This window comes from Paraburkholderia aspalathi, from assembly GCF_905220735.1.
Classification (GTDB): domain Bacteria; phylum Pseudomonadota; class Gammaproteobacteria; order Burkholderiales; family Burkholderiaceae; genus Paraburkholderia; species Paraburkholderia aspalathi.
The window spans coordinates 540,436-565,035 of record NZ_CAJNBA010000005.1 but is presented as its reverse complement, the minus strand read 5'-3'; the positions used below and the strand labels follow the sequence as shown (position 1 = coordinate 565,035).

24 protein-coding genes, 1 other RNA gene and 1 riboswitch are annotated in these 24,600 nt (G+C 61.7%); of the genes, 10 read left to right on the top strand and 15 right to left on the bottom strand.

Annotated features, from left to right (window positions below; all coding sequences use genetic code 11):
* Positions 1 to 107: 107 nt before the first annotated feature.
* Genes cobC through KHO30_RS29105 form a run of 6 tightly spaced genes read right to left on the bottom strand, consistent with a single transcriptional unit; the run spans position 108 to position 6,439 of the window.
* Positions 108 to 698, bottom strand: a complete 591-nt coding sequence (gene cobC, locus KHO30_RS29130; protein WP_211703050.1) for an alpha-ribazole phosphatase — start codon at positions 696 to 698, stop codon at positions 108 to 110.
* On the bottom strand, positions 683 to 1,459 hold the full coding sequence (locus tag KHO30_RS29125) for an adenosylcobinamide-GDP ribazoletransferase (RefSeq protein ID WP_093636219.1): 777 nt from the start codon (positions 1,457 to 1,459) through the stop codon (positions 683 to 685). Before KHO30_RS29125 ends, cobC begins: the two co-directional genes overlap by 16 nt.
* Before the next feature lie 48 nt (positions 1,460 to 1,507).
* Positions 1,508 to 2,578 carry a nicotinate-nucleotide--dimethylbenzimidazole phosphoribosyltransferase gene (gene cobT / locus KHO30_RS29120; RefSeq protein WP_200618759.1) on the bottom strand — a complete coding sequence of 357 codons (1,071 nt, stop codon included), beginning with the start codon at positions 2,576 to 2,578 and terminating at the stop codon, positions 1,508 to 1,510.
* Positions 2,579 to 2,615: 37 nt separating this feature from the next.
* The gene (locus KHO30_RS29115) at positions 2,616 to 3,455 is read right to left on the bottom strand and encodes an ABC transporter ATP-binding protein (protein ID WP_211703049.1); all 840 of its coding nucleotides are present in this window, start codon (positions 3,453 to 3,455) and stop codon (positions 2,616 to 2,618) included.
* Entirely contained in the window at positions 3,452 to 4,507 is a 1,056-nt protein-coding gene (locus tag KHO30_RS29110) for a FecCD family ABC transporter permease (RefSeq protein WP_211703048.1), read from the bottom strand. The genes KHO30_RS29115 and KHO30_RS29110 overlap by 4 nt, the downstream gene beginning before the upstream one ends.
* A gap of 27 nt (positions 4,508 to 4,534) precedes the next feature.
* Positions 4,535 to 6,439 carry a TonB-dependent receptor domain-containing protein gene (locus KHO30_RS29105; protein WP_211703047.1) on the bottom strand — a complete coding sequence of 635 codons (1,905 nt, stop codon included), beginning with the start codon at positions 6,437 to 6,439 and terminating at the stop codon, positions 4,535 to 4,537.
* Between the two features lie 91 nt (positions 6,440 to 6,530).
* Positions 6,531 to 6,787, bottom strand: a riboswitch (cobalamin riboswitch).
* Between the two features lie 207 nt (positions 6,788 to 6,994).
* Between KHO30_RS29105 and KHO30_RS29100 the strand changes: the two genes are divergently transcribed.
* The 5 genes from KHO30_RS29100 to KHO30_RS29080 all read left to right on the top strand — a co-directional run bounded on the left by KHO30_RS29100 (position 6,995) and on the right by KHO30_RS29080 (position 9,413).
* Complete coding sequence (locus KHO30_RS29100) at positions 6,995 to 7,351, top strand: hypothetical protein (RefSeq protein ID WP_054035121.1); 357 nt, start codon at positions 6,995 to 6,997, stop codon at positions 7,349 to 7,351.
* Complete coding sequence (locus KHO30_RS29095; RefSeq protein WP_054035122.1) at positions 7,348 to 7,659, top strand: cell division protein ZapA; 312 nt, start codon at positions 7,348 to 7,350, stop codon at positions 7,657 to 7,659. The genes KHO30_RS29100 and KHO30_RS29095 overlap by 4 nt, the downstream gene beginning before the upstream one ends.
* Positions 7,660 to 7,752: 93 nt before the next feature.
* A non-coding RNA gene (gene ssrS, locus KHO30_RS29090) (6S RNA) lies at positions 7,753 to 7,934 on the top strand.
* Between the two features lie 92 nt (positions 7,935 to 8,026).
* Positions 8,027 to 8,485, top strand: a complete 459-nt coding sequence (locus KHO30_RS29085; RefSeq protein ID WP_054035123.1) for an EVE domain-containing protein — start codon at positions 8,027 to 8,029, stop codon at positions 8,483 to 8,485.
* A 196-nt stretch (positions 8,486 to 8,681) separates the two neighbouring features.
* The gene (locus tag KHO30_RS29080) at positions 8,682 to 9,413 is read left to right on the top strand and encodes an SIMPL domain-containing protein (protein WP_093636208.1); all 732 of its coding nucleotides are present in this window, start codon (positions 8,682 to 8,684) and stop codon (positions 9,411 to 9,413) included.
* 93 nt (positions 9,414 to 9,506) lie between these two features.
* On the opposite strand, the gene lgt is transcribed toward KHO30_RS29080, so the two are convergent.
* Together lgt and KHO30_RS29070 are read right to left on the bottom strand one after the other, a co-directional pair.
* The gene (gene lgt / locus KHO30_RS29075) at positions 9,507 to 10,412 is read right to left on the bottom strand and encodes a prolipoprotein diacylglyceryl transferase (protein ID WP_200618765.1); all 906 of its coding nucleotides are present in this window, start codon (positions 10,410 to 10,412) and stop codon (positions 9,507 to 9,509) included.
* A gap of 143 nt (positions 10,413 to 10,555) precedes the next feature.
* Positions 10,556 to 11,539: a LysR family transcriptional regulator gene (locus KHO30_RS29070; protein WP_211703046.1), complete on the bottom strand. Its 984-nt coding sequence runs from the start codon at positions 11,537 to 11,539 to the stop codon at positions 10,556 to 10,558.
* A 225-nt stretch (positions 11,540 to 11,764) separates the two neighbouring features.
* Here KHO30_RS29070 and ilvD point away from each other — a divergent pair, with 225 nt between their 5' ends.
* Positions 11,765 to 13,438 (top strand): dihydroxy-acid dehydratase, encoded by a 1,674-nt coding sequence (gene ilvD, locus KHO30_RS29065; RefSeq protein ID WP_200564325.1) that lies wholly within the window; start codon positions 11,765 to 11,767, stop codon positions 13,436 to 13,438.
* A gap of 193 nt (positions 13,439 to 13,631) precedes the next feature.
* Positions 13,632 to 13,973: a c-type cytochrome gene (locus tag KHO30_RS29060; protein WP_211703045.1), complete on the top strand. Its 342-nt coding sequence runs from the start codon at positions 13,632 to 13,634 to the stop codon at positions 13,971 to 13,973.
* A gap of 83 nt (positions 13,974 to 14,056) precedes the next feature.
* Here the strand turns inward: KHO30_RS29060 and KHO30_RS29055 are convergent, their stop codons facing one another.
* From KHO30_RS29055 to KHO30_RS29045, 3 genes are all read right to left on the bottom strand, one after another.
* Positions 14,057 to 14,743 (bottom strand): DUF2486 family protein, encoded by a 687-nt coding sequence (locus tag KHO30_RS29055; protein WP_211703044.1) that lies wholly within the window; start codon positions 14,741 to 14,743, stop codon positions 14,057 to 14,059.
* A gap of 106 nt (positions 14,744 to 14,849) precedes the next feature.
* Complete coding sequence (locus tag KHO30_RS29050; RefSeq protein ID WP_093636194.1) at positions 14,850 to 15,266, bottom strand: DNA polymerase III subunit chi; 417 nt, start codon at positions 15,264 to 15,266, stop codon at positions 14,850 to 14,852.
* 52 nt (positions 15,267 to 15,318) lie between these two features.
* Complete coding sequence (locus tag KHO30_RS29045) at positions 15,319 to 16,845, bottom strand: leucyl aminopeptidase (protein WP_093636192.1); 1,527 nt, start codon at positions 16,843 to 16,845, stop codon at positions 15,319 to 15,321.
* 137 nt (positions 16,846 to 16,982) lie between these two features.
* Between KHO30_RS29045 and lptF the strand changes: the two genes are divergently transcribed.
* From lptF to KHO30_RS29030, 3 genes are read left to right on the top strand one after another with little or no spacing between them, the layout of a single operon-like run.
* Positions 16,983 to 18,080, top strand: coding sequence for an LPS export ABC transporter permease LptF (lptF, locus tag KHO30_RS29040; protein ID WP_093636190.1), 1,098 nt, complete (start codon positions 16,983 to 16,985; stop codon positions 18,078 to 18,080).
* Positions 18,081 to 18,083: 3 nt separating this feature from the next.
* Positions 18,084 to 19,232 carry an LPS export ABC transporter permease LptG gene (lptG, locus tag KHO30_RS29035; RefSeq protein ID WP_054035129.1) on the top strand — a complete coding sequence of 383 codons (1,149 nt, stop codon included), beginning with the start codon at positions 18,084 to 18,086 and terminating at the stop codon, positions 19,230 to 19,232.
* Positions 19,233 to 19,243: 11 nt separating this feature from the next.
* Complete coding sequence (locus KHO30_RS29030) at positions 19,244 to 19,618, top strand: sirohydrochlorin chelatase (RefSeq protein ID WP_093636188.1); 375 nt, start codon at positions 19,244 to 19,246, stop codon at positions 19,616 to 19,618.
* A gap of 596 nt (positions 19,619 to 20,214) precedes the next feature.
* Here the strand turns inward: KHO30_RS29030 and KHO30_RS29025 are convergent.
* The 4 genes from KHO30_RS29025 to cysD all read right to left on the bottom strand — a co-directional run bounded on the left by KHO30_RS29025 (position 20,215) and on the right by cysD (position 24,537).
* Positions 20,215 to 20,667 carry a hypothetical protein gene (locus KHO30_RS29025; protein ID WP_211703043.1) on the bottom strand — a complete coding sequence of 151 codons (453 nt, stop codon included), beginning with the start codon at positions 20,665 to 20,667 and terminating at the stop codon, positions 20,215 to 20,217.
* A gap of 738 nt (positions 20,668 to 21,405) precedes the next feature.
* Positions 21,406 to 22,158 (bottom strand): uroporphyrinogen-III C-methyltransferase, encoded by a 753-nt coding sequence (gene cobA, locus KHO30_RS29020; protein ID WP_054042847.1) that lies wholly within the window; start codon positions 22,156 to 22,158, stop codon positions 21,406 to 21,408.
* 74 nt (positions 22,159 to 22,232) lie between these two features.
* A complete protein-coding gene (locus KHO30_RS29015; RefSeq protein WP_200650715.1) occupies positions 22,233 to 23,549 on the bottom strand; it encodes a sulfate adenylyltransferase subunit 1 in 1,317 nt (438 codons plus the stop codon).
* Between the two features lie 25 nt (positions 23,550 to 23,574).
* Positions 23,575 to 24,537 (bottom strand): sulfate adenylyltransferase subunit CysD, encoded by a 963-nt coding sequence (gene cysD / locus KHO30_RS29010; RefSeq protein WP_054042851.1) that lies wholly within the window; start codon positions 24,535 to 24,537, stop codon positions 23,575 to 23,577.
* Positions 24,538 to 24,600 lie beyond the last annotated feature (63 nt).

The window sequence follows — 24,600 nt, the reverse complement described above, 5'->3', positions numbered from 1 at the left end:
CTAAAAGTGTCACTATTTCTGTTTTCGCGACAAATTCCCTGAAAAAGTGTCACGAATAAGGCTGGACTGACGCGATTCGGCGGACTGCGGGAACCAAGCTTCTTCCCTCACACATTCCACCTCACCAACGACCACTGCTGCGTCTCATCATCCCTGCGCAGCCAGACAACCCCTGCCATCTCCAACGACCAGCGCAGACAGCTTTCCACCGGCACCTCCAGCACCAGCGAAGCGATCACCCGTATGACGCCGGCATGCGTGACCACGTACGCGGGCGACAACTCGCGCGTCAGCGCAAACGCGTCGAACCACGCTCGCACCCGCGCGACGAATTGCGCGACGCTCTCGCCGCCATGCGCACGCGCGTGCTCGAAGTTGGCCGCCCAGGCGTCGAGCAGTTCGCGATCGATTGCGTCCCAACGCTGCTCCTCCCAATCGCCGAAATTCATTTCCTTCAGACGATCGTCGTGACTGAGCGCGCAACCGAAATCGTTCGCCATGACCGCAGCTAGTGTCGCGCAACGCGTCAACGGACTCGACATCAGCACACGCGGCGGCGGTATCTGCAAGGTCGCCAGTTTCAGCGCAAGAGCACTTGCCGATATCTCGACGTCTTCGGCGAGCGCTACGTCGCTGTGGCCGTAGCACACCCCTGAATCGAGCGCGACGGCAGGATGACGGATCAGGACGATATCCATGCGAGCCCCACGAGGTAGATGCTCAGTTCAAAGATCTGTTGCGCGAAGCCGAGGCAGTCGCCGGTGTAGCCACCAATGCGTCTGACGAAATAGCGGCCCAATGCAAAGCGCAACGCCACCAGTATGACAAGCGTCACGCAGGCGAAGCGCCAATTCGGCGAATCCAGCAAGTTCGGCCAGAGCAACAACGGCAGACCGAACACCGCGGCGCAGAGCAACGCGGGGCCGCTCAAGCGTTGCGCAACCGGTTTGGCTTTGCCTTCGGCTCGCACGTAGTCGAGTGTGGCCAGATAGCTGATGGCGAACACACGGCTCGCGGCATGCGCTGCAATCATCAGACTTGCGGCGCGCATCGGCGGCAACGCGGTGAGCGTTTGCCACTTCAGTGCTAGCGCAATCACGAGCGCGATGGCGCCGAAAGCGCCGATGCGCGAATCATGCATGATGCGCAACACGTCCTCGCGCGTATAGGCGCCACCGAACGCATCGACACAATCGGCGAGTCCGTCCTCGTGAAAGGCGCCGGTGACGAGAAGCGACACCGCCATCGACAGAAGCACCGCCACGCCCGCGGGAAAGACATGCAACGCCGCGAGATAGACCAGCGCGCTCAATCCACCGACCAATAGACCGACGAGCGGGAAATAACGCGCCGCCGCATTCAGATAGTGCGGCTCATAGCCGACCCAGCGCGGCACAGGCACGCGCGTGAAATAGCCGAGTGCCGTGAAGAAATAGCGGAGTTCAGCGAGCGGATTCATGAGTGAGCCGGACGCACGCTTCTGTATGACTGCGCTTCGTATAACGGCTCACGCATCGCGATTGGCGACACCGGCCGATTCGAAGCTGGCCATTTCGTTAATGAACGCCGCTGCTGCGCGCAGCAACGGCACCGCGAGTACCGCGCCGGTGCCTTCGCCGAGACGCATATCGAGCGAAAGCAACGGCAGCGCACCGAAATGATCGAGCATGCGCCGATGCCCCGCCTCGTTCGACGCATGCGCGAACACACAATACTCGCGGACGTTCGGTGCGAACGCATCGGCCACCAGCAACGCCGAGGTCGCGATGAAACCATCGACGAGGATCGTCATACGCGCTTGCGCGGCAGCGAGATAAGCCCCCACCATCATGGCGATTTCAAAGCCGCCGAAGGTGGCGAGCACGTTGAGCGGATCGCTGGACGCCGCGTGATGCGCGACTGCAGAGGCGAGTACGTTGCGCTTTTTTGCAAGCCCCGCGTTGTCGAGACCGGTCCCGCGGCCTACGCATTCGTCGATCGGCACGCCGCACAAGCGGCTCATCAGACACGCGGCCGACGACGTATTCGCAATGCCCATTTCGCCGAAGCCAATCACATTGGTGCCGAGCGCCGCGTGATGCCGCACGCGAGCCGCGCCCGCCTGCATCGCGGTCAGCGCCTGTTCATGCGTCATGGCGGGTTCATGCGCGAAGTTGCGCGTGCCGGCTGCGACCGGAATGTCGATGAGCCCCTCCGTCGACGGCAGCGGCGTGGCAATGCCTGAGTTGACCACTTCGAGTTCGACGCCGGAGACGCGGCTCAACGCATTGATCGCCGCGCCGCCCGTGAGAAAGTTAGCGACCATTTGCGCGGTCACCGCTTGCGGATACGGACTCACACCTTCCTGCGCAATACCGTGGTCACCGGCGAACACAATCATCGCAGGACGTGCGACTGTGGGGTGCGTCGTACGCTGGATCAGCCCCATCTGGCGCGCGAGCGTTTCCAGCCGCCCAAGACTGCCGGGCGGCTTGGTCTTGGTATCGATGATGTGTTGCAGTTCGGCACGTAGCGTTTGATCGAGCGGTTCGACTTCGGTCAATCCCGCCAATCCCGGCAATCCTGGTAAAGAAGTCATAGACGTTTCTAGAAAAGGGAGTGTTTTTATCAAGCGCTTAGCCTGCTGACGTGTCATGCGCCGCAGGCGATTCGTGACGCGAGCGCGGCGCGGGAATCAGCGCCTCATGCTCGCCGTCGCGAATCAGAATCAACGGATAGCCGAGCGCACGGCTCGTCAGCGTCGGCGTTAGCACGTCGTGCACCGGCCCGGCATACGCACCGCCGTTGCCGTCGAGCAGCAACGCATGCGTTGCGAAGCGCCGCGCCAGGTTCAAGTCGTGGCACGAAAACATCACTGTACGCCGAGGTTCGCGTGTCCAGGCGGTCAGCGCTTCGAGACAGTCGATCTGATGGTGCAGATCCAGATGCGAGAGCGGTTCGTCGAGCAGCAACAACGGCGCCTCCTGGCACAACACCGCCGCGAGAGCAACGCGTTGACGTTCGCCACCGGAAAGCGACAGCACGTCGCGCGCAGCGAATGCGGCGAGGCCCAAGACGTCCAGTGCGGCATGCGCGGCCGCGCGATCGGCCTCGCCCTCCCAACCCCAGCCGGTCAAATGCGGAAAGCGGTTCAGCATCACGATGTCGAGCACGGTCGCGCTGAAGGCGTCCGCAGCGCTTTGCGGCATCAGCGCGCGACGCTGCGCGAGCGGCAATGGCTGCCAGTCGGCGAGACGCACGCCGTCGAGTTCGACATGACCCGCCGATGGCGGCGCCAGACCGGCAAGCGTGGATAGCAAGGTCGTCTTGCCCGCGCCGTTGGGGCCCGCGATGCACCAGATCTCGCCCGCATAGAACGTATGCGTGAATGCGTCGAGCAAGGTGCGCATGCCCGCACGCAAGGTCAGGCGTTGCACGCTAAGCGCCGAATGCGGAGCGTTGTGTGCGTTCATCATCGGCGCCTGCGCAACAGCATCCACAGGAACACGGGCACGCCGACGATCGACGTGATCACGCCGACCGGCAATTGCGCGGGTGCGATCACCGTGCGCGCAATCAGGTCCGCGCCCATCACCGCGACACCGCCACCGAGCGCCGCTGCGGGCAGCAGCATGCGCTGATCGTTACCGAAGGCGAGCCGCAGCATATGCGGCACGACGAGCCCGACAAAACCGATCGTGCCGGCTGTGGTCACCGCCGCGGCTGCCGCCAGCGACGCCACCAGATACACGCGCAGGCGCAGCGGCATCACCGCAACGCCGAGCGCCTGCGCGGCGGCGTCGCCCCGCAGCAGCACGTTCAGACGCGGCGCAGCGGGTACGATCGCCATCAGCACGACGACGAGCGCGGCGAGCGCCGTCCATGGCACCGCGCCGCCGTTCAGATCGCCGGTCAGCCAGAACAACATGCCGCGCAGCCGATTGTCCGGCGCAAGGTTAAGCAACAGGGTAATGACAGCGCCCCAGCCGGCCGCGATCACCGCACCAGTCAGCAGCAAACGCGGCGACGTATCCTGCGGCTCGCCCCGCCACAATTCACGGCGTGCGAGTCCGAGCACCAGCAGGATCGACACGAATGCGCCGGCGAATGCGCTGGCGTCGACGATCCACCACGCACAACCGGCGATCATCGCGACCAGCGCGAACGTTGCCGCGCCGCCCGACACGCCTAATACATAGGGTTCAGCCAACGGGTTGCGCAACAGCACTTGCAGCAGCGCACCGGCCAGCGCAAGCAACGCGCCGCACGCGAAGCCGGCCAGCGCGCGCGGCAAACGCAGCGTGCGCACGATCTCGCCGGCAAGATCGCCGGACGCCACATGCGACGCGTGCGACGGCAGCAACGCCGCCAACACGCGCGCCGGCGCGAGCGACACACTGCCCAGTGCGAGCGACGCCATCAGCACAACCAGCGCGATTGCCGCGAGCACGAGCCAGATCGCGGCCGCGCGCTTTGCGCTCATCACGCGCAACGTGGTCGTGGGCATCGGGCTCGAGCTACGGTTCATCGGCACGTTCTCATGCAAGTACGTTCGTCATTGCTGCTGCCAACCGACCGTGACATACGCACCGCGCCGCGGCGAGTTATACGAGTAGGCCGTTTCATAGTCCTTGTTCAACAGGTTCTGGATCTGCGCGGCGACGTACCATGCCTTCGTGATGTTGTAGCGCGCCGACAGATTCACCACGCCATACCCACCCAGCGTGCCGCTGCTATCTTCGCGGGCGCCGCTGACAATCCACTCGCCGCCGACACGCCACCCGGCAATGCTGCGATTCACCGCCAGCGACGCGAAGCGCCTTGCACGCCGCACGAGATCGGTATCACTATCGAGGTCGACAGGATTCTGCAGCGTCACCGACGCACGCACATCCGTCTTGCCCACATGGCCGCTCCACGATCCCTCAAGCCCCTGCACCTTCGCACGGCCGACGTTCTCGGCCAAAAAGATGCCGGGCGTAACCTGCTCGTAGTCGATCAGATTCGAATAACGCGTCTGGAACGCGCTCAGACGCATCACGCCAAGCGCGTTCGATGCGTACTGCAACGCTGCTTCGATCGAATGGCTGCGCTCGGGCTGGATCGACGGATTGCCGCTGAGCGGATAGTACAGATCGTCGAAGCTCGGCGCGCGGAACGAATCCGAATAGCTTGCAGTCGCCTTCCAATGCTCGGTGATGTCGAAACCGTAGGCGAGATAGTAACTGTTCGCCCCGCCGAAATCGGAATACTGATCGCGCCGCACGTTGGCCTGAATCTGATTGCGCCCAAAGCGCCCCGTGTAGCCGACAAAGCCCGAATCCACATGCCGGTCGGGCGCAGTGAATGTATCCGAGTCGAGGCTCTGATCCAGATGCTCATAGCCGACCTGCAGTTTCTGCTGCGCGGCGAGCGCAAAATCGTTCTGCCACGTGTACTGGCGATTGTCAGTATCGAAGCGGCCGTTGTAGACGCCGTTGGTATTCGACACGCTGCGGTCGTCGCCTTCGGAAACGATGAAGTGCGTGGTCCACCAGTCGGTCAGTTTGCCGTTCGCGAACACCGACATCTGGCGCACTTTGCTGTAGAGGTTGTTCAGATCGGTCGGCACACCGTACGCGTTGTCATAGCTGTTATTGCCGTTCGACTGGAAATAGGTGGCGCCCGCGTCCCACTTGTCGCTGAACTTGTGACGCAGCGAAGCCGAGATGCTTTCGTTCAGATAGCCGTTCGCGTTCGGATTCGCGTTGGGCGCCTGCGACGGATTGAGCGAGGAGAAGCCGTCGTCTTTCGAACGCGCGAGCGAAATGCTGAAGGTGGTGTTGCCGTCTTTATCCAGCGAGCCGTTCACGCCGGCCTGCTGCGTCTGCGTGTGATAGCTGCCATAGCCCACCGAAAAATTGAAACGCGGCGGATGGTCGCCGCCGTCTTTGGTGAACACCTGCACCACGCCGCCAATTGCGCCGGAGCCGTAAAGCGCGGACACGTTGCCATTCACCACTTCGACGTGATCGATCTGGTCGAGCGGAATCTGCGCGAGTTGCGGCGCGCCCAGGCTCACGGAATCGACCCGCACGCCGTCGATCAGCAGAAGCGATTGCGTCGACGACGCGCCGCGCAGAAACAGGCTCGTCGTGGAACCCGGACCACCGGTGCGCGAGATTTGCGCGCCGGGCGCGAGTTGCAGCAGGCCGGGCAAATCGGTCGCGGTCGTATCGGCGATGTCCTGCTGGTCGAACAGCGTGGTCTGCGGGATCGCATCGGCGAGCGGTTGCGGCCCGCGCTCCGCGGTCACGACAACGGGCGACAACACCGCGGCTGACGAACCGCTCGCCCCCGTATCGGCAGAAGAAGATGACGACGAGGACGGTGACGCAGAAGAAGCAGTAGCTTGAGCATGCACGACGAGCGGCAGGCTCGCAAAGGCGAGCAACGCCGCGCGAGCGATAGGGGACAGCATGGGATGACATTCCTGTGGATAGCGTGCGCGGCCCGCTTCCCCGCGGGCCGATGCGTAACGAGGCGCCCGCGTTGTTTTACGTTTGCGCGGGAACGAGCCTCTCCCTCTGGCCGGTATCCGGGCTGGCGACACATCGATCCCGCCTTCCCACGCGTGACGCGCAGTGGCACACTCGCGTGTTAAGCATCAAACACGCGATCAGGATCGACCTGCATGACGAATGCGGTCGCTTACCGTTGCGGGGGCAGCGCAGGTTGGCGCGTTCAGGCGAAGCGCGCGCCCTGCTTCCCGTTTAACTGCGCACGCTGTGGAAAAGCGCGCGCGGGCACCAAAGTGCGGCCAGTTTAGGAGCGGCCCTCGGGTCCGTCAAGAATGGTTAATCCGTGCGCAAACTGTTCTGTTAAGTGCAGGTTATTGTCCGATGCATGAGTTGTTTTTCATCATATGGTCGATAAAAGGCGGCACAAAGCGATGTTGTTACGTCTCGAAACGAGACAATTGTCGGAACCTGCGACATTCCGCGCTAAAATGCGATGTCTTTAGAGGACGCAGCAGATGCTCACCGAACTCGAAACACTTTCACAGAATATCGGCAAGCTGATCACGATCAGCCAACGCCACAATGAAGCGCGGCTCGCGCTCGAAGATCAGCTCGCCCAAACGCGTGCCGAAGCCGAGGCCACGCGCACGGAACTCGCGCTGATGCGCGAGGAGCGCGATGCGCTGCAGGCGGAACGCGACGCGCTGTCGGCAAAGATCGACGACGCACAGGTGCGCCTCAATGCGATCCTCGAAAAACTGCCGCGGGCCCGCGCGCACAGCGAGCCTGATAATCAGCTCGATCTGCTCGAGGCCGCGCCGCATGAGGAAGAAGCGGAGAGCGACGTCACCCGCCATGGAGAAAATGCATGACCACCAAGCAGATCGAAGTATCGATTCTCGGCGTGCCCTATCGTCTCGCCTGCTCGCCGGAAACTGAAGGCGCGTTGCTTGAAGCGGTTGCTCGCGTCGACGCCGAGATGTCGAAGATCCGCAATAGCAGCAACGTGCGCGGCACGGATCGCATTGCCGTCATGGCCGCGCTGTCGCTGGCATCAGAACTGCTTAAGCTGCAAAGCAGCGTGCGGCACGGAGAAGCATTTCCCGCTGAAGAAATCCGGCGTACAATGCACCAAATGAACGAGCAACTGGGTACTGTGATTCAGCAGTACAGCATGTAAAAGTATCTTGTAGCCGGTCCTGAGATCGGCTGCGGATTCAAACGAGGTGCATGAGCAAAGATTCATGCAAACGTCTTGAATTCAATCGGTTTGACTTCCCTGCCTGGTTCGCCAAGGTCATATATTCCTTGAACCAATGCCATGTGCACGGTTGTGGAAATTTGTAGCACGGGTGTGCGCGTCACTCTGTCTGATGTACCCGAAGTGCTGCTAACTGCGACCAATTCTGAACTCCCGGTTCAGGATGCCGGCCTAGCGGCTAAGGCGGGGACCTTATTCAAACGGCATCGGACTTCGGTTCGGTGCCGTTTTTTTTTGGGCCTCGATTTTTCTTGCTGTATCAAACCTTTAACGTTCAACTCGATTCATGCGCTACTGGCTAATGAAGTCCGAACCGGACGAAGCAAGCATCGACCATCTCGCAGAGGCACCGCACCACACGTTGCCGTGGACCGGCGTGCGCAACTATCAGGCGCGCAACTTCATGCGCGACATGATGCAGGTCGGCGACGGTGTGCTGTTCTATCACTCGAGTTGCCCGGAGCCGGGCATTGCGGGGCTCGCGGAGGTATCGTCCACCGCGTATCCGGACCCCACTCAATTCGACAAGAAGAGCCCCTACTACGACCCGAAGTCGTCGCAGGAAACGCCGCGCTGGCTACTCGTCGATGTTGTGTTCAAGAAGAAGATCCCCTTGATTCCGCTTGCCGCGCTGCGCGAGCATGAAGAATTGAAGGACATGCGTGTGCTCGTCAAAGGCAACCGCCTGTCGATCACACCGGTGACCGAAGCTGAATGGCGCTTCATCACCAAACGTCTTGTTTGACCTTGCATACGCGCATGTGACCCGTTGCCGCTTGCGTCACGCGCATGTCCGTGCGCCGATGAACACAAACGTTCAGCAAACGTCAAATTAGGGAACCAAGCTCAGGTTACAAGCGCCTAACGGACTCGCAAACGTTGTGCCACCGCATGACGTTCGCTCCAATCGTGCACAACCTGTTCAAGCAAGGAGTCCAAGAATGACGAAAAACACCGCACGTGCACTCGCTCTCGCTCTCGTATGCGCCGCGCCTGCTGCGCTCGCGTTGACGCCGGCCATGGCCCGCGCGCAGGGCGTGACGCAATATCAGCCCGCGGGCGTGCTGTCGCTGAATGCGCAAGCAAGCTCGGAAGTGCCGCAAGACGTCGTCGATATCACGCTGTTCTATGAGCAGGAAGCGAGTGATCCGTCCGTGCTCACCTCCACGCTGAATCAGCGCGCCGATGCGGCGCTGCAAAAAGCCAAGGGCGTGAACGGCGTAACGGCTCGCACTGGCTCCTTCTCGATCTACCCGTCCACCGATCGTGACGGCCGCATTTCCGCATGGCGCGGCCGTACTGAAGTTGTGCTTGAATCGCACGACTTCGCCGCGGCGTCGAAGCTCGCGGGCCAGATGGCATCGATCATGCAGGTCGGCAACGTGCAGTTCTCGTTGTCGCCAGAAGCGCAGCGTGCCGCGGAGCAGAAGCTCACCGGCGAAGCCATCAAGTCGTTCCGTGAGCAAGCCGCTTCGTCAGCGCAGGCATTCGGCTACAACGGCTATTCGATTCGCGAGGTCAACGTCGGGCACAACGGTGTCATGCCGCGCCCAATGATGATGATGAGCGCACGCGCAATGGGTGCCGATGCGAAGGCATCCGCGCCGGTGCCGATTGAAGGCGGAACTTCGACTGTCACGGTCAATGTGTCGGGCTCGGTGCAGATGAAGTAACGCGTTTTACACCAGATGTCCTGCTGTAAAAGAAAAAGCCACGGCATGCCGTGGCTTTTTTTGTTGGCTTCTCACTACGATAAAACGTAGCGCTCAGTTTGCGCCGACTGGCTGCGCCGGTTCACGCCGCGCACGGCGATAGGACCACACCAGTATCCCGATGCCCACGAGGATCATTGGCAGCGAGAGCCATTGGCCCATCGAGAGACCCATTGCCAGGAGCCCAAGGAAATCGTCCGGCTCACGCGCGAATTCCACCGTGAAACGCGCGAGACCGTAGCCGATCAGGAACATTGCGGAAATCGCGCCCAATGGCTTCGGTTTGCGCGAGAAGAAGAACAGCACGAAGAACAGCGCCACGCCTTCGAGCGCGATCTCATACAACTCCGACGGATGACGCGGCAGCATGTGATATTGCGCGAACACTTCGTTCAGATGCCATTGCGCGGCCAGTTGCGGATGAGTGGTGAGCCACGTGGCGTCGTCCGGCGCGGCGCCGGGAAACAGCATGGCCCAGGGTGCCGACGGATCGGTCACACGGCCCCACAACTCACCGTTGATAAAGTTGCCGAGGCGCCCAGCCGCGAGCCCGGTCGGCACCATCGGCGCGACGAAATCGGTGACCTGCAGCCACGAGCGCTTGCGCTGATAGGCGAACAGCACCATTGCCAGCGTGACGCCGAGGAAGCCGCCGTGAAACGACATACCGCCTTCCCACACCTTGAAGATGTCGAGCGGATGCGCGAAGTAAAAGCTCGCCTTGTAGAACAGCACGTAGCCGAGCCGGCCGCCGAGGATCGTACCGAGCACGCCGTAAAACAGCATGTCGTCGATATCTTTAGCGGTCCAGCCTTGCGCGGCGACGTACGGCAAACGCAGCCGCAAGCGGCCGACGACGATCGCCGCGATGAACGCAACGAGGTACATCAGTCCATACCAGCGCACAGCAAGCGGCCCCAGATGAATGGCAACGGGGTCGAAATTCGGGTGAATGAGCATCGTGTTGTTATGGGCAGTTCAGGTTCAGAAGCGGATTTCTAGTCGGGTTTCAAGTAGCAGCCGGCGGTGTGCGCGTCATGCGGCGCATGCGTTGGACGGTTCCGCTTGCAATGCGTTCGCGGCAGCGGCTCACCTAAGCTCGCCTAAACACGAGGCGCCGAGAACTGCGCCTCCATGGTGGCCGCGTGCGCCCGCACGATCTCGATGAAGCCGGCCAGCACCGGACTCACCTCCGCCGTGCGCCAAACCAGCCCCGTCTCGATCGCCGGCACCGATTCGGAGAGCGGCCGGTACACGACACCCGTGCGGCGCAGATTACGCAACGATTGCGGCACCAGTGCGACGCCCATCCCGGCCGACACGAGGCTCACGATCGTCTGCATCTGGATCGCCTCCTGGCCGACCCGGGGCGCGAGGCCCGCCACGCCGTAGCAATCCATAATGATGTCATAAAAGCCTGGCGCCAGACGTCTTGGGAAGATCACGAGCGGCTCGTCGGCGACGTCGCGCAGGCTGATGGGCGTATCCAGCCACTCCGCGGGCGAGTCAGCCTTGGAACCTGCGGCGCTGCCCACTCGCTTCGCCATGTCCGTCGACATCGCGATCACCAGCGGCTCGCGGGCGATCGGCAGCCACGAGAGCTGGGTGGCATGGCGCGACGGTAGCGGCGCGATCACGAGGCCTGCGTCGATGCGCCCGGCCACCAGTTCGTCGATCTGCACGTCGCTGGTGGCTTCGGTCAGTTCGAGGCGCACCCGCGGATGGCGCGCGCCGAAATCGCGCAGCAGCAGCGGCAGCAGGCCGTAATCGGCCGTCGAGACGAAGGCCAGCGAGAGCGCCCCGGCCTCGCCTCGCGCGAGGCTCTGCGCCAGCGGCCGCAGCCCCTCGGCGCTCGCCAGCAGGCGCTGCACTTCGGGCAACAGGTCAGCGCCCACCGGAGTCAGCTCCACCGAGCGCTTGGTGCGCGCGAACAACTCGACGCCGAGCGTGTCCTCCAGCGCCCGAATCGCCTGCGACAATGGCGGCTGCGTCATGGAAAGACGCACGGCCGCCCGCCCGAAGTGCTTTTCTTCAGCGACGGTCACGAAATAGCGCAATTGGCGCAGGTCAGGAGTCGTAGGCAACATGATTAATATATTTTACGACCTAATCGAGCCTGAATAATATATTGGACACGCGCTTCGCAAAACTGCACCCTTGCGCAACGCGTCGGAACTAAACTGAACTGACCAGAACCGCCGTATCGGCCGACGCCGCCGGCAACGCATTGCAGCGTCACCGCAAGCCTCTGCGGCAGCACCTAAGTCCCGCACACGCAGCACGGATCAAAACAAAACAGATTGGAGTTCCCCATGGCATACAACCGTCGTTCGAAGAACATCACGCAAGGCGTGGCGCGCTCACCGAACCGCTCGATGTACTACGCACTCGGCTACGAAAAGGCCGACTTCGACAAGCCGATGATCGGCATCGCCAACGGCCACTCGACCATCACGCCGTGTAACGCCGGCCTGCAGCGACTGGCCGACGCGGCCGTCGCCGCGGTCAAGGGCGCCGACGCGAATCCGCAGATCTTCGGCACGCCGACGATTTCGGACGGCATGTCGATGGGCACCGAAGGCATGAAGTATTCGCTCGTGTCGCGCGAAGTCATCTCCGACTGTATCGAGACGTGCGTGCAAGGCCAGTGGATGGACGGCGTGGTGGTGATCGGCGGCTGCGACAAGAACATGCCGGGCGGCATGATCGGCATGCTGCGCACCAACGTGCCGAGCATCTACGTGTATGGCGGCACGATCCGTCCGGGCAACTGGAAGGGCACCGACCTGACCATCGTGTCCTCGTTCGAAGCCGTGGGCGAGTTCACGGCCGGCCGCATGTCGCAGGAAGATTTTGAAGGGGTCGAAAAGAACGCGTGCCCGTCTACGGGTTCGTGCGGCGGCATGTACACCGCCAACACGATGAGCTCGTCGTTCGAAGCGCTGGGCATGTCGCTGTTTTATTCGTCGACGATGGCCAATCCGGACCAGGAAAAGGTCGACTCGGCGGCCGAATCGGCACGCGTGCTGGTCGAAGCGGTCAAGAAGGATCTGAAGCCGCGCGACATCGTCACGAAAAAGGCGATCGAAAACGCCGTGGCCGTGCTGATGGCCACGGGCGGCTCGACCAACGCCGTGCTGCACTTCCTCGCCATCGCCCACGCGGCTGAAGTGGAATGGACCATCGAAGACTTCGAGCGCATGCGCAAGAAGGTGCCGGTGATCTGCAACCTGAAGCCGTCGGGCCAGTTCGTGGCGACCGATCTGCATAAGGCCGGCGGCATTCCGCAAGTCATGAAGATCCTGCTCGACGCCGGCCTGTTGCACGGTGATTGCATCACGATCACCGGGAAGACGATCGCCGAAGAACTGAAGGACGTGCCGAGCAAGCCGCGCGCCGACCAGCAGGTGATTTTCCCGATCGAGCAGGCGCTGTACAAGGAAGGCCATCTGGCGATCCTGAAGGGCAACCTGGCCGTCGACGGCGCCGTCGCCAAGATCACCGGTCTGAAGAACCCGGTCATCACGGGTCCGGCCCGCGTGTTCGACGACGAGCAAAGCGCGCTGGAAGCGATTCTGGCCGACAAGATCGTCGCCGGCGACGTGGTCGTGCTGCGCTACCTCGGCCCGAAGGGCGGCCCCGGCATGCCGGAAATGCTCGCGCCTACGTCCGCAATCATCGGTAAGGGACTCGGCGAAAGCGTGGGCCTGATCACCGACGGCCGCTTCTCGGGCGGCACGTGGGGGATGGTGGTCGGTCACGTGGCGCCGGAAGCGTTCGTGGGCGGCACGATCGCGTTCGTGCAGGAAGGCGACTCGATCACGATCGACGCGCACAAGCTGCTCCTGCAGTTGAACATCGACGACGCCGAACTAGAACGCCGCCGCGCTGCATGGCAGCAACCGAAGCCGCGCTACACGCGTGGCGTGCTGGCGAAGTACTCCGCGTTGGCGCTGCCGGCCAACAAGGGCGCAGTGACGGGCTAAGCGGGCAGAGCGCACTACGCTGATCCGCCTCGATTCACCTCGAGTCGCCGGGGCCAACGCCTAGCATCGCTCGACGCCACATCGGTTGCGTCAGTTACGAAAAAGCGCAAAGGGGCGCACGGGAAACCGTGCGCCCCTTTCCTTTTATAATGCGTGCACCACGAGTCGGGCACCTGCACCGACGGAGACCAGAATGAAATCAATGTCGTATGCAGCGCTCGCGTCGGCCAGCGTGCTGAGCGCTATGTTAAGTGCCGGCAGTCCGGCGGCGCACGCGGAGGTGCCCGCCGCCCTCGCGCTTGCCCAGCAACAGAACTGCATGAGCTGCCACTCGGTGACGCGTCCGTTCATGGGACCGGCACTGCATGACGTCGCCTCGAAATATGCCGGCCGCGAAGATGCCGCGACCTATCTGAAGCACAAGATTCTGGACGGCAGCACGGGCGTGTGGGGCGCGGTGCCGATGCCCGCGAATACGCAACTCACGCCCGATCAGGCGGCTACGCTGGCGAGCTGGGTGCTGACGCTCAAATAATCACACTTAAACGAAGACTCAAATGAACGCCGCTTGATGAAAGCGGTGAGCGCGCCCGTAGCGCGGCGCGCCCTCAGCCACGATCAGGCGCTGCCCGAGCGCCGCGCGATCTCCTGATCGACCGCTTCCCTGACCCAACCGGTCAATTCAGTCTCCAGCGCCAACGCGACTTCGCGTGTGATCTGGTTGACGAGCCAGGATGTGTGATCCTGCAACGCATCGCGGCAACGCGCTTCGATGATGCCGCGCCCGTCGCCCGTCAGAAAACCCGCGAACCGTCCGCGCAGACGTTCGGCGATGACATCGGCATCGAGGTTCGGTTGCGGCTGCGTTTCGTAAGCGATATCCGGCGGCACGATCGTACCCGCCTCGATCGGCGCATGCGGTTCAGCCCGATCGAAGACGCCTGCTGACGGCGCCATGGCCGGCTCATGCCCGTGCCGGTGATCGGAAGCGTGGTGTGCCCTCGAACGCTTTTTCGGGTGGGCGTGGTGCTCGGCAGGATGCGCTTCCTCCGACACGTGCGCGGGCTCCGGCGCGAGCGTCGGCTCCTTTGGCGCATGCTGGGATTCTGGCGCAGGCGCAGGCACCGGCTCAGGCTCGTGTGTGGGTTCCGGCGTAAGGACCGGTTCTTGCGCAGTGGCGGGATCGGACACTGGCTGGGTAGCCGGCGCCGCTGCGCCGCCCTCCGCCTGGCGCGCCTGGGCGGGATTGCCCGGCACGAGAATCTCGTTCAAAACCGGGATCGAACTATCGTTAGGATCGGACACGCGCGCTCTCCGTGTTTGAGTCCAAGCCGAGGCAGGCCGCGCGCGCGTCGAATCCATCCGACAAAAACATCACGCGACGCGGGCGAAATAGGACCCGGCTGGGGGCCTAACTGCCTTGCTTGTAGTTGTTCAAAGCATAGCCGCGATCGCGATAGAAACGATAGCGTTCGCGGCCAGCCGCGAGTTCGTCGTGTGCGTTACCGACCACTTCCAGCAATCTTTCGAAGCGGGCGAATTGCGCCGGCACCGTGGCGCCGAGATTGAGCAGCACCTGATGATGCGGCACATCATCGAGGTTCGAGGCCAGCACGATTGGCGTTTGCGCGGCAAGCGCCGTGCCCGCCATGCAGTGCGGCACGAAGTCGAGGGGTGAGAAGGTCCACAACTGCTCGTCGAAAGCCCGCAGACGCGCGGGCTCGGCCAGCACGATGGTCGGCTGGCCCGCCTGATACGCCTTGCGGATCAGGCGGCACGCATACAGCAGCGAATCGCCGACGTTCGAGTGAAAATCGATTCTCGTCATCGGCGGCTCCGCTTTGCGTCTACAGCAATGCCTGCAACCTTACTGCAATGCGTCATTGTGCAGCGCGACCGTCCGCGGCCCTATCGATCAGGAACTGCGCGAGCAAAGGCACCGGGCGGCCGGTGGCGCCCTTCGCCGCGCCGCTCTTCCACGCTGTGCCGGCGATGTCCAGATGGGCCCACGGATACGCGTCAGTGAAGCGCGACAGGAAGCACGCCGCCGTCACGCTGCCCGCCGGACGGCCGCCGATGTTCGCCAGATCCGCGAAATTCGACTTGAGCTGATCCTGATACTCGTCGTCGAGCGGCAGGCGCCAGGCCGGGTCGGAGGCTTCACGCGAGGCATCGAGCAGCTCGCCCGCCAGCGCGTCGTCTTTCGAGAACAGGCCGCTGTTGTGGTGACCCAGCGCGATGATGCAGGCGCCGGTGAGCGTGGCGATGTCGATCACCGCCGCCGGCTTGAAACGCTCGGCATAGGTCAGCGCGTCGCACAGGATGAGCCGGCCTTCGGCGTCCGTGTTCAGCACTTCGATCGTCAGGCCCTTCATGCTGGTGACGATGTCGCCCGGCTTGGTGGCGGTGGCCGACGGCATGTTCTCGACGGCCGGGATGATGCCGACCACGTTGATTTTCAAGCCCATTTCGGCGACGGCGCGCAACGTGCCCAGCACCGAACCGGCGCCGCACATGTCGTACTTCATCTCGTCCATGCCTTCGCCCGGCTTCAGCGAAATGCCGCCGGTATCGAACGTGACGCCCTTGCCGACCAGCACCACCGGCGCGGCTTTCGCGGCGCCGCCCTGGTACTGCAGCACGATGAACTGGGCCGGTTCGACCGAGCCGGCCGTGACCGACAGGAACGAGCCCATCTTCAGGGCTTCGCACTGCTTTTCGCCGAGCACTTCGACTTTCAGCTTCCAGTCTTTGGCGAGCTTCTTCGCGGTGTTGGCAAGATAGGTCGGCGTGCAGACGTTGCTCGGCAGGTTGCCGAGGTCGCGCGTCAGATCCATGCCATTGGCGAGCGCCGCGCCCTGCTTGGCCGCGAGCTTGGCGGCCTTCTCGTCGCCGGTGTTGACGCTGAACACGATGCGCTTCAGGGCGCGCGGCGCGTTGTCCGGCTTGCTCTTCATCTGCGTGAAGCGGTAGCTCAACTCGCGCAGCGCGAGGATCGCGGCGCGCACGCCCCAATCGACCGAGCGCTCGAGGATTGGCAGCTGGGCGAGCGTGAACGTAACCTGGACGATCTTGGTGCCGAGCAGTGCTCGCCAGGCGGCCCGCACGGCTTCGCCGTAGGCTTTCTGGCTGAAAGCATCCTGCTTGCCAAGGCCGACCAGCAGCACGCGCGAAGCGCCGATGCCTGAGACTTCATGCAGGAACAGGGTGGTGCCGGCCTTGCCGTCCATGTCGCCGGCCTTGATGACGCGGGTCAGGAGGCCCTTGGTGGCCGCGTCGATCTCCAGCGCAGCGCCCGAGAGCGTTTGCGACTCGAACACGCCGATTACGATGCAATCGGATTTCCCGGTCAGGAAACCGTTTGACGAGCCTTTGGTCCAATCACAGGCTTTTATGCTAAAGTCCATCGCGCTTGTCCTCGGATAAAATCTGGGCTTAGGATGAAAGCCGCAATTATCCGCTATTTTTCCCGCGGCGGCTGCACCGGAGGCGTGACGGGAACCAATCCGTACGTCACCGAGAGCGCCCCACCTCATCATCAATAATGATCTTCGAACGCTCCCTCCAGCGCGAACTCGCGTATACGGCTGGTGCCGTGTTCATGGTTCTCCTCACGCTCGTGCTGACGACGATGATGATCCGCATCGTCGGCCTCGCGGCCTCAGGCGAGATCGACCCGCGCGACGTGCTGGTCCTGATCGGCCTGACTGTGATCGGCTACCTGGCGATCATGCTCGTCGCGACCCTGTTCGTGTCGATCCTGTTCGTCCTGACACGCTGGTACAAAGACTCCGAGATGGTCGTGTGGCTGTCCTCCGGGGTCAGCCTGACGCAATTCATCAAGCCGATCGCCATTTTTTCCACGCCGATCATCATCCTCATCATGTTCTTCGTGTTCGTCGGCTGGCCGTGGTCGAACCAGCAGAACAAGCTGCTGCGCGCGCGCTTCCAGCAGCGCGACGAAGTCTCGCTGCTCGCGCCGGGTCAATTCCGCGAGTCGGCCACCAACCACCGCGTGTTCTTCATCGAGAAGATGTCGCCCGACCAGGCGCGTGTCGAGAACGTCTTCGTGACCAGTACGGAGAACGGCAAGGTCAACGTGGTCGTGTCGAAAACCGGCCACACCGAGACTCATAAGAACGGCGACCGCTTTGTCGTGCTGGAAAACGGCCGCCGCTATGACGGCGAACCGGGCCACCCCGATTTCCGCATCATGGAATTCGAACGCTACGGCCTGAAGATCCAGAGCCAGCCAGTCGTCAATACGCCCACTACCACCAGCCTGCCCACGCTGACGCTCCTGCGTAACCCTACCGATGAAAATCTCGCCGAGTTCGCCTGGCGCGCGGGGCTGCCGCTGATCGCGATCAACCTGATGCTGCTGGCGATTCCGCTCGCGCACCAGAACCCGCGGCGCAGCCGCACGATCAATCTGGTGATGGCCGTCCTGATCTATCTGACGTATTCCAATCTGTTGAACGTCGTGCAATCGTGGATCGAGCAAGGCAGGATGTCGTTCGCGGCTGGACTGGTGGGCCTGCACGTTGTCGTGGCGGTGATCGTCGCGTTCATCTTCTGGCTGCGCGTGCGCAACCGGCCGCTATTCACGCGGGCGATGTTCAGCCGTTCGCAGGGGAGCTGACCGATGCGCATCTATGAAAGGTACTTCGCGCGTCAGATCTATCTCACGTTCATCTTCATTCTGTTTGCGTTTTCGGGTCTGTTCTTCTTCTTCGACCTGATCAACGAACTGAATTCCGTCGGCCACGGCAACTACAAGTTCCAGTACGCGGTGCTGCGTGTCGCGCTGCAAACGCCGTCGCGCTTCTACGAAATCATTCCGGTTGCTGCATTGATCAGCGCGATCTACGTGTTCGCGCAGATGGCGGCGAACTCCGAATACACGATTTTCCGAGTGTCCGGCCTCGCCACCAATCAGGCGCTGCGCTCGCTCATGAAGATCGGCATTCCGCTGGTGTTCCTGACTTACCTGATCGGCGAAGTGGTCGGTCCGTACACGGATCAGTTGTCGGAACGCGTGCGGCTTGAGGCGTTGGGGTCGTCGGTATCGAGCAACTTCGAGTCCGGTGTATGGGTGAAGGACACGCTAACCGCGCGCGCGGACGGCGAGCAGGTGACGCGCTTCGTCAACGTCGGCGAATTGAAGCCGGACGCGACGATCAGCAACGTGCGCATCTACGAATTCGATTCGCAGTTCCGTCTCTCTAACGTGCGGATCGCGAAGAGCGGCACGTATCAGCCGCCGGGTCATTGGCAGCTGACCGATGTGACGGACACGCAACTGATCGACGTCCCCCCTCCTGCGGGCACGCCGGCAGATGCATTGAATCCGGTGTACCGTGCAAAGCAGGTGGCGTTGCCGGCGTATTCGCTGCGTTCGGAACTGACGCCGCAGATCTTGTCGGTGCTGTTGGTGTCGCCGGACCGGATGTCGATGTTCAACCTGTTCCGCTACATCCAGCATTTGACCGAGAATCATCAGGACACGCAGCGGTATGAAATTGCGCTGTGGCGCAAGCTGCTGTATCCGTTTGCGGTGTTCGTGATGCTGGTGTTGTCATTGCCGTTCGCGTATCTGCATACGCGTGCCGGCGTGGTGGGGGTGAAGGTTTTCGGCGGGATTATGCTGGGGATGAGTTTCCAGCTGTTCAATACGCTGTTCTCGCATATCGGCACGTTGAATACGTGGCCTGCGCCGTTGACTGCGGCTACGCCTGGGCTTGTTTATCTCGTGCTCGGGCTGGTCGGGTTGAAGTGGGTTGATCGCCATTAGGGGCCTTTGTCATGGCTACGCATGGACTTGTTTTGTTTGCGCATGGCGCAAGGGATGTGCGGTGGCGGGAGCCGTTTGAGAGGCTCGCTGAGAAGGTTCGCGCTGCGCGCGGCGCTGATGCCGGGGCGGTTTTGTTGGCTTTTCTTGAGTTGATGGAGCCGGATTTGCCTACTGCTGTTGGGGATCTTGTCTCCGACGGGTGCTCTGTTGTGACTGTTGTGCCTGTGTTTTTTGGGCAAGGTGGGCATGTGCGGAGGGATCTGCCGGAGGTGATTGAGAGGTGTCGGGGGGTGTATCCGGCTGTCGAGATTCGGTGTGCTGTTGCCGTTGGCGAGGATGAAGGGGTGTTGGATGCTGTTGCTGGGTATTGCCTTCGGCAAGGTTGATTTTTTGCCTGTGCGGCGCTTCTTTTCTGTTTGTCTGGGGCTTTGGCCTTTCCTTGTTCTGGCTTTCGTGCCTTTCCTTGCATTGTTAGTGGTCTATTAGCGTTGCCCCTGTGCGGGGCGGCACTTACTTTCTTTGCCGCCGCAAAGAAAGATAAGCAAAGAAAGCGGCTAGAAGCCCCTGCTAAGTGGGCACCGTGGTCTGCTACGGGTAGTGGTGCGACTGGAATCCGTGTCCTCCCGCGTTCCGCGTTAGTGACAAGGGACTCATCAGCTCCCACTCCGCACTACGTGCGTCGCGGACGGGTTTGCATTGGAAACCAAGGGCTTCGTTCAAGATCTATGGGAGCCGTCGGCTTCGCCTCGGCGACACGCCTCTGCGCTCTCCAGTGCCCCCGCCGCCTCAAATGACATGTCCGGTTGTGCTGAATCTTGGTTGCGGTTGCGGTTGTCGTTCCAACAGTGTTCTCGCACACTCCGCCTTGGCAGCAACGCAGTCATATCTCCAGATTAAGCCAGTCACGGCAAAACCATCTATTTACAACATAAAAAGGCGCTAGCGCCTTTTTATGTTCGTAGCCTAGTACCGCGGGTTTTTGTCAGTGTGCTGTTGCAATAGGGCGCGTGATCGTTTTAAAGCGTCCCTGCCTGTTGCGCAGTGTCCCCATTGCGCGCATGCCTCTGCAGTTCTCCGGTGCCCTCTGCGTGGCCTTCGCCAGAAGGTTCGCTGCGCGACGCGCGGTAATGCAGCTTTGAGGCACTCCCTTCGCATCAAGCGCGATGATCTGGTACAACTCGCGATCAATCTCGACTTCTCGCCGATAATCCTCACCAGTGTCGATCAGTACTTCCAGCAATTTTCGCTGACGATGCCGCTCTTCCCTCGTTACCGCCGGACTCCTGAATATCGAGGCCGCAAGCGTGACCAACTTGTCCAGTTGGCTTAGTTGCCGGTCAACAAGTCCGAAAGCGGACAGGGCAAGTTTTTCGTACTGAAGTGCGTCAACAGGTGGGCGCGATGTGGTTCGTGAATTCTTGACGGATTTACTCATGGCGCGATCTCCCTGAAACTTATCTGGACCGCCCGACGCACTAGCTTGTAGTTTGCAAAGTGGTGAGCGGGCTCAATGACAAGGTTGGCGACCGGTGCCAAACGAAAACCGGCAGGCCCGAAGGCCTCCCCATCACGGCCCGCCCATAAGACGCGCAGAGATCGACACAGACCTGCTGAGGCAGGTCTGCGTTTGGCAACAGGCCGCCAAGCCTGACCGTCGTTGTTTTGACGGCGAATTGAGTTTAAAACGTATCGTTTCGCGAGTGATCGCCTGCCTAGGCTAAAGAGCGTGGGAAACCATCATTTCCGAAATTTCCCAAACGCGCGCCCAAACACAGGACTACAGCACCGAAGAAACTTCACCAAAGAAACGGAGTATTGATAGACAACCGACGCGACGTCGCGCGAAGCGCGAGGGGGCAAACGCTTCCGGCGAGCACGAAGTGTGAGACGGGAAGTATGACGCCCTTGTCACTAACGCCGAATGCGAGAGAGCACAGATTCCAGATGCGCCACTACCCGTAGCAGACCACGGAGCCCACTTAGCAGGGGCTTCTAGCCGCTTTCTTTGCTTATCTTTCTTTGCGGCGGCAAAGAAAGTAAGTGCCGCCCCGCACAGGGGCAACACTAATAGACCACTAACAAATCAAGGAAAGGCACCAAAGCCAGAACAAGGAAAGGCCAAAGCCCTAAGAACACGGCCAAAACAAGCGCCGCAAAAGGCAAAACAAAAACCTCAAGCAGCCACCAACATCCCATCCGCGGAGCGCCCCACCTGCTGCCGAGCAGCAAACGCCTCCCCGATCATCAAAAGACTAGGCTGCGAAGCATCAAGCCACTGCTGAGCCTCGCCACAAGCGAGGCCCGAAAGCGTAAGAGTAAGCATCCGCTCACGAGGCGTACTACACGCCTCCACAATCGCCACAGGAGTCGCGCCATCGCGCCCAGCATCAATCAACTCTTGCGCTATCTCAGGCCCGCTATCCCGCCCCATATAGAACACGAGCGAATCCGCATTCACCTGCTCCCGAATCGCCGCAGTATCAGCCGCCCGGCTATGCGTAGCCAACGCAACACTGCGAGACACGCCGCGAAGCGTCAACGACCGCTTCAACGTCGCCGCACTGGCAAGCGCCGCCGTAATCCCAGGCACCACCTCATACTCGATACCCGCCGCCTCAAGCGCCCGCATCTCCTCATCAGCACGCCCAAACAACATCGGATCGCCGCCCTTCAACCGCACCACCACGTCGTGCTCAAGCGCCGCATCCACGATCTGCTTGTTGATGAACTGCTGCGCGGTCGACAACTGCCCGCACCGCTTGCCAACCGCAATCCGCCGCGCGTGGGAGGGTGCGTAGTCGAGCATTGCCGGCTCGACAAGCGCGTCGTGCAACACGACATCCGCCGTGCCGAGCAGCCGCGCGCCGCGCACCGTGATGAGATCCGCGGCCCCTGGCCCTGCACCGATCAGATACACCTTACCCATTCGCCTTAACCCCATTCGTCCAGTTCGTGCGAAACCCGAAGCCGCGAGCGCGCGTTAGTTGCCCAGTCGGTGACTCAAGCCGAAAATGCCCGGATCATCCCGGCCGCGACGGTGTGATGCGTCGCTTCGTCGATCAGCACGAATGCGCCCGTGCCCTGATGCGAGTCGTACACGTCGCACACCAGCGGCTTTTGCAACGTCAGCGATACGCGGCCGATGTCGTTCATCGTCAGGTCCTTGCGATCGGTTGCCTGCGACAACGTATGCACGTCGAGCACTTCCTTGATCGCGCCGATCCGAGCGAACACCGTGTTGGTGGTCTGCTTCAGCAGATACTTGCGTTGCGTCGACAGCGGCGTGTCGTCAAACCAGCACAGATCGGCTTCCAGCTTCTTCGCCGGTTCCGGCGCTGCTTCGCGCAGCACGAAGGTGTCGCCGCGCGATACGTCGACGTCTTCCGCCAGGCGAATTGTCACGGTTTGGCCGGCAAACGCGCGGTCCACCGCCGCCGTTCCGCCCGTCACCGGCGCGATGATCTCGGCAACCGTCGCTTCACGGTTCGCCGGCAGCACGACAATGGTATCGCCGACCTTCACCTCGCCCGCTTCGACACGGCCCATGTAGCCGCGAAAATCGTCAGCCTGGCTGCCGTCCTGACGCGCCACCCATTGCACCGGGAAACGCAGCGCCTGACCCGTCGGAACTTCCACCGGCAATGCTTCGAGCAAATCGAGCAGCGGCTCGCCCGCGTACCACGGCATGCTTTCGCTAGCGGTCACGATGTTGTCGCCCTTCAGCGCCGACACCGGCACGAAGCGCACATCGTTCAGACCGAGTTGCCGCGCGAGATCGACATACGCATCGCGAATCTCGTTGAAACGCGTTTCGCTGTAGTCGACGAGGTCCATCTTGTTGATCGCGACGATCGCGTGTTGCAAGCCGAGCAGCTTCACCAGCGCACTGTGGCGCTTGGTTTGCGGCAGCAGTTGCGCGACGCCATCGATGAACGTCACACGCGTTGCGTCGACCAGGATAATCGCTGCATGTGCGGTCGATGCGCCCGTCACCATGTTGCGCGTGTACTGCTCGTGGCCCGGCGTGTCGGCGATGATGAACTTGCGCTTAGCCGTTGCAAAGTAACGGTAGGCGACGTCGATCGTGATGCCTTGCTCACGTTCGGCTTCGAGGCCGTCCGTCAACAACGACAAATCGATTTCGTCGCCAACGGTACGCTTATTCTTCGCGCGCGACAGTGCGGAGAGCTGGTCGCTCAACACCGCTTTGCTGTCGTACAGCAGGCGGCCGATCAACGTGCTCTTGCCATCGTCGACGCTACCCGCAGTAATGAAACGCAGCACGCCGAGGTCTTCTGGTTGGTGAATACCGCTCATGATTGCTTTACCTTGGTTCGTGTGCTTAGAAATAACCTTGCTTCTTACGCTGTTCCATCGCGGCTTCGGAGACCTGGTCGTCCATCCGCGTCGCGCCGCGTTCCGTGATTTCGGTCACGGCCGTTTCGGCGATGATCTTCTCGAGATCATCCGCATCGCTTTCCACCGGGCACGTGCAGCTGATATCGCCCACCGTGCGGAAACGCACCAGCGCGGTTTCGCTGGTCTCGCCTTCACGCATCGGCGTAAGCGGCGTAACCGGCACGAGCAAACCATTGCGGCGCACGATTTCGCGTTGATGCGCGTAATAGATCGACGGCAGCTCAAGTTGTTCGCGGGCGATGTATTGCCACACGTCGAGTTCGGTCCAGTTCGAGATCGGGAACACGCGCAGGTGTTCGCCGTTATGCAGACGCGCGTTATACAGGCTCCACAGTTCCGGGCGCTGCGCCTTCGGATCCCATTGGCCGAATTCGTCGCGGAACGAGAAGATCCGTTCTTTCGCTCGGGCCTTTTCTTCGTCGCGGCGCGCGCCGCCGATCAACGCGGTGTACTCATGTTCGGCGATCGTTTCGAGCAGCGTCACGGCTTGCGCAGCATTGCGCGAATCCAGTTCGCGGCGCAGACGCACGGTGCCACGCTTGATCGAATCTTCAACGTGACCCACCACCAGTTCAGCGCCGATCTCTTTCGCACGGCGATCGCGGAAGTCGATCACTTCGTCGTAGTTGTGACCGGTGTCGATATGCACGAGCGGGAACGGCAGAACGGTCTTGCGATTTGCGCCAATGCCGAAGGCTTTCAGTGCGAGGTGCAGCACCACGACCGAATCCTTGCCACCCGAAAACAGCAATGCGGGCTTGCTGCATTCGGCGACCAGTTCGCGCAGGATGTGGATCGACTCGGCCTCGAGCCAATCGAGGTGATCCATCCGGTTCGCCGTGTTGGTAAGCGGTGCATTCACAGTGGAATCGAGCGTGGTGCTCATGTTTGGGTCCTTCGTTGATTCGCGTCGCAAACGGTTGCCTGCGTCGCGGAAGTATTCAAATCG

Bases quoted from the DNA above. Each gene is read 5' to 3' on its own strand.
- KHO30_RS29115 (WP_211703049.1), bottom strand. From the start codon at position 3,455: ATGATGAACGCACACAACGCTCCGCATTCGGCGCTTAGCGTGCAACGC.
- KHO30_RS29095 (WP_054035122.1), top strand. From the start codon at position 7,348: ATGACCACCAAGCAGATCGAAGTATCGATTCTCGGCGTGCCCTATCGT.
- KHO30_RS29030 (WP_093636188.1), top strand. From the start codon at position 19,244: ATGGCTACGCATGGACTTGTTTTGTTTGCGCATGGCGCAAGGGATGTG.
- lgt (WP_200618765.1), bottom strand. From the start codon at position 10,412: ATGCTCATTCACCCGAATTTCGACCCCGTTGCCATTCATCTGGGGCCG.
- lptG (WP_054035129.1), top strand. From the start codon at position 18,084: ATGCGCATCTATGAAAGGTACTTCGCGCGTCAGATCTATCTCACGTTC.
- KHO30_RS29045 (WP_093636192.1), bottom strand. From the start codon at position 16,845: ATGGACTTTAGCATAAAAGCCTGTGATTGGACCAAAGGCTCGTCAAAC.
- lptF (WP_093636190.1), top strand. From the start codon at position 16,983: ATGATCTTCGAACGCTCCCTCCAGCGCGAACTCGCGTATACGGCTGGT.
- KHO30_RS29060 (WP_211703045.1), top strand. From the start codon at position 13,632: ATGAAATCAATGTCGTATGCAGCGCTCGCGTCGGCCAGCGTGCTGAGC.
- ilvD (WP_200564325.1), top strand. From the start codon at position 11,765: ATGGCATACAACCGTCGTTCGAAGAACATCACGCAAGGCGTGGCGCGC.
- KHO30_RS29125 (WP_093636219.1), bottom strand. From the start codon at position 1,459: ATGAATCCGCTCGCTGAACTCCGCTATTTCTTCACGGCACTCGGCTAT.
- cobA (WP_054042847.1), bottom strand. From the start codon at position 22,158: ATGGGTAAGGTGTATCTGATCGGTGCAGGGCCAGGGGCCGCGGATCTC.
- KHO30_RS29085 (WP_054035123.1), top strand. From the start codon at position 8,027: ATGCGCTACTGGCTAATGAAGTCCGAACCGGACGAAGCAAGCATCGAC.
- cobT (WP_200618759.1), bottom strand. From the start codon at position 2,578: ATGACTTCTTTACCAGGATTGCCGGGATTGGCGGGATTGACCGAAGTC.
- KHO30_RS29070 (WP_211703046.1), bottom strand. From the start codon at position 11,539: ATGTTGCCTACGACTCCTGACCTGCGCCAATTGCGCTATTTCGTGACC.
- cobC (WP_211703050.1), bottom strand. From the start codon at position 698: ATGGATATCGTCCTGATCCGTCATCCTGCCGTCGCGCTCGATTCAGGG.
- KHO30_RS29100 (WP_054035121.1), top strand. From the start codon at position 6,995: ATGCTCACCGAACTCGAAACACTTTCACAGAATATCGGCAAGCTGATC.
- KHO30_RS29080 (WP_093636208.1), top strand. From the start codon at position 8,682: ATGACGAAAAACACCGCACGTGCACTCGCTCTCGCTCTCGTATGCGCC.
- KHO30_RS29015 (WP_200650715.1), bottom strand. From the start codon at position 23,549: ATGAGCGGTATTCACCAACCAGAAGACCTCGGCGTGCTGCGTTTCATT.
- KHO30_RS29105 (WP_211703047.1), bottom strand. From the start codon at position 6,439: ATGCTGTCCCCTATCGCTCGCGCGGCGTTGCTCGCCTTTGCGAGCCTG.
- cysD (WP_054042851.1), bottom strand. From the start codon at position 24,537: ATGAGCACCACGCTCGATTCCACTGTGAATGCACCGCTTACCAACACG.
- KHO30_RS29025 (WP_211703043.1), bottom strand. From the start codon at position 20,667: ATGAGTAAATCCGTCAAGAATTCACGAACCACATCGCGCCCACCTGTT.
- KHO30_RS29050 (WP_093636194.1), bottom strand. From the start codon at position 15,266: ATGACGAGAATCGATTTTCACTCGAACGTCGGCGATTCGCTGCTGTAT.
- KHO30_RS29110 (WP_211703048.1), bottom strand. From the start codon at position 4,507: ATGAACCGTAGCTCGAGCCCGATGCCCACGACCACGTTGCGCGTGATG.